Origin of the sequence: Streptosporangium fragile (assembly GCF_039534445.1) — a bacterium.
Lineage (GTDB): Bacteria > Actinomycetota > Actinomycetes > Streptosporangiales > Streptosporangiaceae > Streptosporangium > Streptosporangium fragile.
The window spans coordinates 20,794-29,782 of the sequence record NZ_BAAAVI010000088.1; the positions used below are offsets into that span (position 1 = coordinate 20,794).

Annotated in this window: 6 protein-coding genes; 3 read left to right on the top strand and 3 right to left on the bottom strand. The window is 71.0% G+C overall.

The features are described from left to right. Positions 1–49: 49 nt before the first annotated feature. Positions 50–1,243 carry a L,D-transpeptidase gene (locus ABD841_RS35985; protein ID WP_344981103.1) on the bottom strand — a complete coding sequence of 398 codons (1,194 nt, stop codon included), beginning with the start codon at positions 1,241–1,243 and terminating at the stop codon, positions 50–52. Between the two features lie 381 nt (positions 1,244–1,624). On the opposite strand from ABD841_RS35985, the gene ABD841_RS35990 reads away from it, so the two are divergent. Genes ABD841_RS35990 through ABD841_RS36000 form a run of 3 tightly spaced genes read left to right on the top strand, consistent with a single transcriptional unit; the run spans position 1,625 to position 4,653 of the window. Beyond that, positions 1,625–3,262, top strand: a complete 1,638-nt coding sequence (locus ABD841_RS35990; protein ID WP_344981105.1) for a SpoIIE family protein phosphatase — start codon at positions 1,625–1,627, stop codon at positions 3,260–3,262. Beyond that, positions 3,259–4,311, top strand: a complete 1,053-nt coding sequence (locus tag ABD841_RS35995; protein ID WP_344981107.1) for a cobalamin B12-binding domain-containing protein — start codon at positions 3,259–3,261, stop codon at positions 4,309–4,311. The genes ABD841_RS35990 and ABD841_RS35995 overlap by 4 nt, the downstream gene beginning before the upstream one ends. 6 nt (positions 4,312–4,317) lie before the next feature. After that, complete coding sequence (locus ABD841_RS36000; protein ID WP_344981108.1) at positions 4,318–4,653, top strand: STAS domain-containing protein; 336 nt, start codon at positions 4,318–4,320, stop codon at positions 4,651–4,653. 49 nt (positions 4,654–4,702) lie between these two features. Here the strand turns inward: ABD841_RS36000 and recD2 are convergent, their stop codons facing one another. Next, positions 4,703–6,922, bottom strand: a complete 2,220-nt coding sequence (gene recD2, locus ABD841_RS36005; RefSeq protein ID WP_344981110.1) for an SF1B family DNA helicase RecD2 — start codon at positions 6,920–6,922, stop codon at positions 4,703–4,705. A 241-nt stretch (positions 6,923–7,163) separates the two neighbouring features. Then, positions 7,164–7,394, bottom strand: coding sequence for a hypothetical protein (locus ABD841_RS36010; protein WP_344981111.1), 231 nt, complete (start codon positions 7,392–7,394; stop codon positions 7,164–7,166). Positions 7,395–8,989: the final 1,595 nt, after the last annotated feature.

The following is an 8,989-nucleotide window of genomic DNA, read 5'->3' on the forward strand; positions in this document are numbered from 1 at the left end:
CGGGTGTCTCCTGTCCGGGCCTGCGGCGTTCAGGCCCGTCCGGCCTCGGTCAGGCCAGGGCGCTGCCCTTCTTCCACTGGTTGAACGACAGCTCCCAGTAGCTCCAGCCGTTGTTCCACTCGATCTGCCGGTCGGTGCCCTTGATGATGATCGGGTCGCCGCGCTGGACCTGCTCGTAGAACCACTTGGCCTGGTCGGGGCGGGCGTTGATGCACCCGTGGCTGACGTTCTGGCGGCCCTGGGCCCAGACGTTGTTGAGCGCGTGGACGTACTCGCCGCTGTTGGAGAAGCGGACCGCGTGGTTGATCATCAGGTCGTAGTAACCGGGGTCGCCCTTCTTGCGGCCCGGGGAGATCATGCGCTCGGGGTTGGCCTTGCCCATCGCCAGGTGGGTGCCACTGGTGGTGGTGTACTCGCGGGTGCTGGCGTTGCCCGCGCTGATGAGCATGGTCTGCACGACCTTGCCGTCCCGCTTGACGATCATCTTGTGCTTGCGGGTGTCGACCATGGAGATCTGGGCCGCGCCGATCCGCAGGACCTTGGTGATGTTCTTGACCCCGTACATGTCCTTGCCGCCCTGCACGCCGTTGAGGCGGGCGGTGAAGGTCACCTTCTGGTGGGGCTGCCAGAACTTCGCGGTCCGGTAGATCACGGTGGTGTCGTTGATCCACCGCCACGCACCCTGGTGGGGCTTTTCCGATTCGACCTCGAGGGCCTTCTCCACCGCGGCCTTGTTGGAGACCTGCTGGTTGAACGTGACGATGATCGGCGCTCCCACCCCGATCTTCTCACCCTTGACGGCCGGGGTGACGTCGGCGACCTCCAGTTCGCGCTTGGGCTTGAGCGTGCGGAAGGAACTGCTGGCCGTCGTGCCGTCGACCGCGCGCACCGCCACCGTGTAGTCACTGGCGGGCATCATGGGGACCTTCGACACCCACCTGGTCCGCTCGGCGTCGAAGTCGCCCTCCAACACGTGGGCGCCGCTTTTGACGACGACCTCCTCCAAGGCGCCACCGGCCGCGGTCACCACAACCTTCTTGTCAGGCCGCACGGTCTTGCTGCCCTCGGCAGGGCTGATCTTGATCTCCGGCGCGGCGGCCGCGCCGGTGGAGGTCGCCTCCGAACCGGCGGGAGAACCGGCCGCGGGTACCCGCTCGGGCCCCGCCGAGCAGGACGTGACCAGCATGGCGGTGGTCACCACGGCAAGACCGGCCAGTGGTCGCCTCAGACCTGGGCGCTCCATGATTAGCAAAACCCTCTCCCCCACTGCAGCAAACTGCGCATAAAACACTAATAGGAGATGCGTAGTGACTGCACATGGTTGCGGCCATTTTGGTAACGTTTCGGTCACTTCTTAAAGCGAATAACATGTCGGCCCTGAGACGCGGGAACACTGCTTGGCCGCCTCGGCGCCCCGTCCGGGAAGGGGCGCCCGCCAGGCCGGAGGCCACCGGCGCGCGAGCGGCGGGCCGCGGTTCCGGCCCCGGGCGTGCATCAACCGCGCCATACGGGGCATGGGCTCGCGCAGGACTGCCCGTCCCCCGCGATTCACGCCGACCGGCCCGTCATCCCCCCGGCGGAAAGATAGTGTGGTTCGCCTCTCTCCAAACGGAAGCTCCGGGTGATGACAGGACTTCGTCCCGCCAGTGATGATGTCGACCGTACGAGCGCTGCCGGTCTCGACCACGCGCCCGGCCACGAGCTGCTGCGGGCCGTCGTCGAGGCCGGCGGCGAGGGCGTGGTCCTGTGCGACCGGGACGACGTCGTCGTCATGCTCAACGCGGCGGCGGCGCGGATGGCACCCGACGTCCTGATCGGGCGCCCGGTGGCCTCCGGCGAGGCCGCGGCGCTGTTCGACCGCGACCACCCCGAGGGGGAGAGCCGCGAGGCCGCGTACGGAAAGCGGCGCTTCCAGGTCCGCCGTGAGGCGTTCGACATCGCCCACCACGCCTGGTACCTGCGCGACGTCACCGCCGAGGCGGCCCGGACCGACGCGCTGCTGGCCGAGCGCAGGCGCACCCGGTTCCTCATGGAGGCCGGGCGCAGGCTGTCGGCCTCGCTCAACCTGCGCCGCTGCGCCCGCGCCACCGTCGAGCTGGCCGTGCCCTTCCTGGCCGAGGTCGCCATGGTGGTGCTGCCGCCCTCCGGGCGCCGCCACGTCGCGTGGCTGCGCCGCGCCGGCCAGGACCAGCCCATCCAGGAGGGCACCGTCCCTCTCGCCGACACCTCCCTGGTACCGGGCCTGGCCGAGGCGCTGGCCGGGTTCCCACCCGTGCCCAGCCGCTGGCTCGACCCCGGGCAGGTGCCCGGCTGGGTGCTGCCGGAGGGCTTCGGACCGGCCGGGCACCTACTGGTGACACCACTGCCCGGCAACGGCGTCCCCGCCGGGGCCCTGGTTCTCGCCCGCCACGAGCACGGCCCGGCCTTCGACGAGGAGTCCGAGACCCTGGTGCGGGTCTTCACCTCCCGGGCCGGGGCGGCCATCTCCGCCGCCGCCCTCTACCAGGAGCAGAGCGACACCACCGCGATCCTGAGCAGGCACCTGCTCCCGCCGCCGTTGCCCGCCCTGGACGGCGTGGAACTGGCCGGCTCGCTGCGCGCCGCCCAGCACGCCGGGCTCATCGGCGGCGACTTCTACGACGTCTACCTCCCCGACTCCGAGGGCAGCGGCGGGCCGCTGCTGGCTCTGGGCGACGTCTGCGGCAAAGGCGCCCGCGCCGCCGTGCTGGCCGGGCAGGTCCGCCACGCCCTGCGCACGCTCCTGCTGCTGGAGGACCGGCCAGACCGGCTCGTCCCGCTGCTCAACCGCTCCCTGCTGGCCTCCACCGCACCCAACTCCTACGTCACCATGGCCCTGAGCACCCTCGCGGCCGGTCACGACGGCCACGTGCTGATGAACCTGGCGGTGGCCGGGCACCCCTCCCCGCTGGTCCTGCGCGCCGACGGCACCGTGGAGGAGGCCCAGGCGCGCGGCTCCATGCTCGGCGCGCTGAAGAGCATCGTGGTCGCCCCCGTCACCCTCGACCTGGCCCCCGGCGAGGTGTGCCTGTTCTACAGCGACGGCATCACCGAGGCCGTCGGCGGCCCCACCGGCCGGGAGATGTACGGCACCCAGCGGCTCAAGGCCGCCCTGGCCACCTGCGCGGGCATGCCGGTCGCCGCGGTGGTCGAGCGGCTGGAGCAGATCAGCACCGAGTGGCTCGCCGGCGACGTCCAGGACGACCGGGCGCTGCTGGCCGTGCAGGCGAGGCCGGCGCGATGAGCTCGACCATCCTCTCCGCCGAGAACCTGCGCGCGGCCGGCGAAACCTACCTGGAACGCATCGGCGAGGCCGACGAGTACGGCGCCGTCGACCTGGTGCTCGGCCTGCTCGACGGCGGCGTCCCCGCCGAGCGTCTCCTGCTGGAGCTCATCGCGCCCGCCCAGCGGCGCGTCGGCGAGCTGTGGGCGGCCAACACGTGGTCGGTCGCCCGCGAGCACGGTGCCACGGCCGTCAGCGAGCGGGCCATCGCCGCCATCGCCACCCGCACACGCACCGAACCCACCCGCGGGCGCCTCACCGTGGCCTGCACCGACGGCGAGTACCACGCGCTGCCCACCCGGCTGCTGGCCGAGGTGCTGCGCCTGCGCGGGTGGCGGGTCGACTTCCTCGGCGCCAACGTCCCCGGCCCGCATCTGATCACCCACCTGCACCAGACCGGCCCGGACGCGGTCGCGCTGGGCTGCGCCCTGGCCACCCGCCTGCCCCGGGCGCACGCCACGCTCACCGCCTGCCAGGCCGTGGGCGTGCCGGTCATGGCCGGCGGGGCCGGGTTCGGCGCCGACGGGCGCTTCGCCCGGCTGCTGGGCGCCGACGCCTGGGCCCCCACCGCCGACGCCGCAGCCGACCACCTCGACCGCGGCCTGCCCGGCTTCCCCGACCCGCGGGACGCGCTCGGCCACCTGGCCGACGAGGAGTACACCCACCTGACGCGCCGCCGTGGCGAGCTGCTCACCCGGGCGATGACCGCCCTGACCGCCGCCTACCCGCCGATGACCGCCTACCGCGACCGCCAGCTCGACGCCACCGCCGAGGACCTCGGCCACATCGTCGACTTCCTCGCCGCGGCCCTGTACGTCGATGACGTCCCGGTCTTCACCGGGTTCGTCGGCTGGACCCGCGGCGTGCTGGCCGCCCGGGGCGTGCCCGCCGCGGCCGTGCAGGCGGGACTGCGGATTTTCCATGACGAGCTGCGAGACTTTCCCCGGGCCCGCCACATGCTGGTCCAGGGGATCGAAGCGGCGCGCGCCGGTACCGATTTGGAGATTTGACGATAGATGCTGGAAAAGACCCCGTTCCGGACCGAGGTGCGCAGCATCGCGCCGGACGCCCGCCTGCTCGTCCTCAGCGGTGATCTGGACTACGACACGGCCGCCGAGCTTTTCACCCTCGCCCGTGACCTGCTCTCCGGTGACGTGCGCCGCCTCGAGCTGGACCTGTCCGGGCTCGACTTCATCGACTCCTCCGGTGTGGCCGCCCTCATCAACGTCTACAACGCCGCAGGCGACCACGACGCCGTCATGCGCATCGTCGCCCTGACCTCCTACCTGCGTCACCTGTTCCGGGTCACCGCCCTGGACCAGGTCTTCACGCTGCCCCCCGAGAAGAACTGAGGCAGGGCCGGCTCCACCGGGCCCGGGATCTCCTGCCCGGGGCGGGTGGTCAGCGCCGGCGCAGGCGGTGGGTGAGGCTGGTGTGGCGGCGCCCGGCGCCGCGGGTGCGCACCGCCTGGGCCAGCGCGCGCCGGGAGCCGACGATGACGACGAGCTTCTTGGCCCGGGTGATCGCGGTGTAGAGCAGGTTGCGCTGGAGCATCATCCACGCGCTGGTCGCCAGCGGGATGACCACCGCCGGATACTCGCTGCCCTGGGAGCGGTGGATGGACACCGCGTAGGCGTGGGCGAGCTCGTCGAGCTCGTCGAAGGCGTAGTCGACGTGCTCGTCCTCGTCGGTCAGCACGGTCAGCTTGTGGTCGTCGGGCCTGATGTCGACCACCGTGCCCACGGTGCCGTTGAACACCCCCGCCGCGCCCTTGTCGTAGTTGTTGCGCAGCTGGGTGACCTTGTCGCCGACCCGGAACACCCGCCCGCCGTAGCGGCGCTCGGGCATGCCCTCCCGGGAGGGGGTCAGCGCCTCCTGCAGGGTGTTGTTGAGGTTGCCCGCCCCGGCGGCGCCCCGGTGCATCGGGGCCAGCACCTGCACGTCCCGGCGCGGGTCGAGGCCGAACTTGCGCGGGATGCGGTTGGCGACCACGTCCACGGTCAGCGCCGCGATCTCCTCCGGCTCCTCGCAGGGGAACAGGAAGAAGTCGTTCATGCCGGCGAGCGCGGGGGACAGGCCGGTGTTGACCCGGTGGGCGTTGGTGACCACGCCCGACTCCTGCGCCTGGCGGAAGATGTGGGTCAGCCGCACCCGGGGGATCTCCTCCTCGGCGGCCAGCAGGTCGCGCAGCACCTCCCCGGCGCCGACCGAGGGCAGCTGGTCGACGTCGCCCACGAACAGCAGGTGCGTGCCGGGGGCGACCGCCTTGACCAGCTTGTTGGCCAGCAGCAGGTCCAGCATGGACGCCTCGTCGACCACGACCAGGTCGGCGTCCAGGGGGTTGTCACGGTCGAAGGTGGCGTCCCCGCCGGGCCGCAGCTGCAGCAGCCGGTGCACGGTGGTGGCCTCGTGGCCGGTCAGCTCCGCCAGGCGCTTGGCCGCCCGGCCGGTGGGCGCGGCCAGGGTCACCTTGGCCTTCTTGGCGCGGGCCAGGGTGACGATGGAGCGCACGGTGAAGCTCTTGCCGCAGCCGGGCCCGCCGGTCAGCACCGCGACCTTCTCCGTCAGCGCCAGCCGCACCGCCTGGGACTGCTCCTCGGCCAGCTCGGCGCCGGTCTTCGTACGCAGCCACCCCAGGGCCGCGTCCCAGTCGACGGAGCCGAAGACGCCCAGCCGGTCGTGCTCCGACGCCAGCAACGCGCGCAGCGCCCCGGCCAGCGAGAGCTCGGCGCGGTGGAAGGGGACCAGGTAGACCGCCGGGACGGTGGTGTCGCCGGCCGGGACCTCCTCGCGGACCACGCCCTCCTCGGCGACCAGCTCCTCCAGGCACCGGGCGGTCAGCTCGGCGGGGACGTCCAGGATCTTCACCGCGTCGGCGACGAGGTTGGGCGCGGGCAGGTAGCAGTGGCCGTCGTCGGCGGCCTGTGACAGGGTGTAGCGCAGCCCCGCCTTGACCCGCTCGGGGCTGTCGTGCGGGATGCCGACGGCCTGGGCGATGGTGTCGGCGGTCTTGAAGCCGATGCCCCACACGTCGTCGGCCAGCCGGTACGGCTCGCTCCTGACCACCCCGATGGAGTTGTCGCCGTACTGCTTGAAGATGCGCACCGCGATCGAGGTGGACACCCCGACCCCCTGCAGGAAGATCATCACCTCTTTGATGATCTTCTGTTCCTCCCAGGCGACCCCGATCATCTTGGTCCGCTTCGGACCGAGCCCCGGCACCTCGACCAGCCGCTCGGGAGCGGTCTCGATGACCTCCAGGGTGTCGACGCCGAAGTGGTCGACGATCCGCTCGGCCATCTTCGGCCCGATGCCCTTGATCAGGCCGGACCCGAGGTAGCGCCGGATGCCCTGCACGGTGGCGGGCAGCACGGTGGCGTAGGACCACACCTCGAACTGCCTGCCGTAGCGGGGGTGGGACGTCCAGCGCCCGGTCAGGCGCAGCGACTCACCCGGCTGGGCGCCCAGCAGCGGCCCGACCACGGTCAGCAGGTCGCCGCCCGAACGCTCGGTGGCCACCCTGGCGATGGTGTAGCCGGTCTCCTCGTTGGCGTACGTGATGCGTTCCAGCACGGCCTCCAGCACGGCGCCGGGAGTGCGTTCTGCCGGAGGGGTGGTCATGCGGGGTATTGTGCCGCAGTCGGCCCCCGGCCCCAACCCGGCATCCCCTCTTTCGGGCCCCGGCGGGTTTCCCGGCGGCCTTCCGGGGCCGGCCGGAGACCGGTGCCGGTGTCGTAGCCGGTGATGTACTCGGCGCACAGGGGCGCGAGGACCAGCAGGCCGGCGGCGAGCGGCCGGCCTGCCCGGCGGGGCGGTGTGCGGCGCGGGGGTGACATCGGCCCCGGTGAGCCGCTCCCGGGCGTCATGACGGCCGGACCCATTCCGCGGTGGCGACCACGACACCGCCCAGGACGGCCAGGGTCAGGTTCGCGAAGAGCTCGTAGCCGGCCAGGAAGTCCACGCGCGGAATGACGAGACGGTTGAAGAGGTTGAGGACCGCCCCGAAGAAGGGCTGGACGGCCAGGTGGTCGATGGCTCCGCTGACACCCTGGAGAACCAGGAAGATCCCAAGTAACCGGATGGCTTTGCGCATGCTTGAACGGTAGGGGCCGCCGCCGTGGCGGGGATCGGCCGTCGGGATGCGCCGCCTCGACCGAGGTCGCCGTTCCCGGGCGCCGGGAGCGACGAAAGTATCGGGCGTTGCGACTTCGGTATCGGGTGGCGCCCACCCGGCCGGCCGGGTGGGCGGCCGTGATCCGCAGGAGGGGTGGGGCCGGAGCGCCGGTCCCCACCCCCGTGAGGCGCCGCCGCACAGGCCGTCCCGGGGTAGACGCCACCCCGGAGGACCCCTGGACGGCACCGCAGGAGGAGTGGTCGGCCGCGTCCGGCATACGGACACGCACCGTCTCCCGCCCTTTCACTTTGACACCAGGACGAGGGTGGGCATAAGGAACCCCGGGGAATGTGTTCTTCAAGTTCTGTGCGATCCGGGTGCCCACTGGCGACCGGACCGTATGTGCCCGGCCGGGAGGGCGTCCCCCGCGCGACCTGTTCCCCGACCGGCGAGACGGGACAACCGCCTGAGGGTGAAAAATGTGATCTTCTTACGTGGAGCCGCATGACGGCGCAGAAGCGCCGCTGGACGGTAAGAGGATGCGTGTAGCTGTCCTTTCCGATGTCCACGACGTGCTTCCCGCCCTCGGAGCCGTGCTCGCCGAACCCGCCCGGGAGAACCCGCCGCCGGCACGGCCGGCTTCCCCACCCCACCGGACGTCAGGAGTCTCCGAGCCCCCGATGGTCGTTCCGGCTGGGAGAGCCGGTCATGAGCTGTTCTCAGGTGGGCCGCCTGCGGGCTCCCGCTGCCGGATGGATCGCGGGCCTCGCGGCGTCACCGCTCGGCGACCTGCCGCGCCGAGCGGTGACGCCGGTTCAAACGTCACCGTGAGCTCTACGCCGCGGCGGGGGCCGACGTTCTCGCGCGGGGACCGCGCCGGTGGCGCCCTTTCTCTGCCGGTTGTTCCTCAAACCCCTGGACAGCGAGTTCCAAGCGGACTCATAATCCGTGGGTCGTGGGTTCAAGTCCCACCCGCCCTACTCACCAAGACCGCGTTCGACCTGGGCTTTCTCGGTTCTCGCCGGCCTCTGAGCTCGCTTTTGATCATGGCTGGTTGCTCGCTGGTTGCTCGTCGGCGCGCATTGTGTGACGCGGTAGATCATTTAGACCGTCATCGTCACGACAGACCTCAGCGATGATCATGAGAAGATCAAGCCGGAACCCCTGCACCGCCCGCTCGGCCAAGCCACAGCAGCGGCACGGTCATCTATTGGTTCCTCAGCATGCTCCCCCAGCCTTCGCCTCGGGGCCGAGCAGACTTTTAGTCCGCTGGTCGCTCGCCCGACAAGATGAGGCGGGCCCACACTGGATGCCGTACCTATGCCCACTCAAGCCAATATGGATAAAAGCGGCAGATAGTCATGAACATCTGCGCTACGGGACAGGAAGGAGACATCCTTCGTGGGGGCAAGCAAGACAAGGTGCAGGCCAGCACATCCCCCAGAAGGTCGGCGCGTCCCTGATCGCCAAGTGTCGGTCCACATCGAGATCGACGCCGACCTTGGCGAGGAGGTCGTACGGGGCTTCCCCCTCGAACGAGGACACCGATTTCAGGCGGCAGGCTTCAGGTTATC

Coding starts and splice junctions, on each gene's coding strand:
- ABD841_RS36000 (WP_344981108.1), top strand. CDS start 4,318: ATGCTGGAAAAGACCCCGTTCCGGACCGAGGTGCGCAGCATCGCGCCG.
- ABD841_RS35995 (WP_344981107.1), top strand. CDS start 3,259: ATGAGCTCGACCATCCTCTCCGCCGAGAACCTGCGCGCGGCCGGCGAA.
- ABD841_RS35985 (WP_344981103.1), bottom strand. CDS start 1,243: ATGGAGCGCCCAGGTCTGAGGCGACCACTGGCCGGTCTTGCCGTGGTG.
- recD2 (WP_344981110.1), bottom strand. CDS start 6,922: ATGACCACCCCTCCGGCAGAACGCACTCCCGGCGCCGTGCTGGAGGCC.
- ABD841_RS35990 (WP_344981105.1), top strand. CDS start 1,625: ATGACAGGACTTCGTCCCGCCAGTGATGATGTCGACCGTACGAGCGCT.
- ABD841_RS36010 (WP_344981111.1), bottom strand. CDS start 7,394: ATGCGCAAAGCCATCCGGTTACTTGGGATCTTCCTGGTTCTCCAGGGT.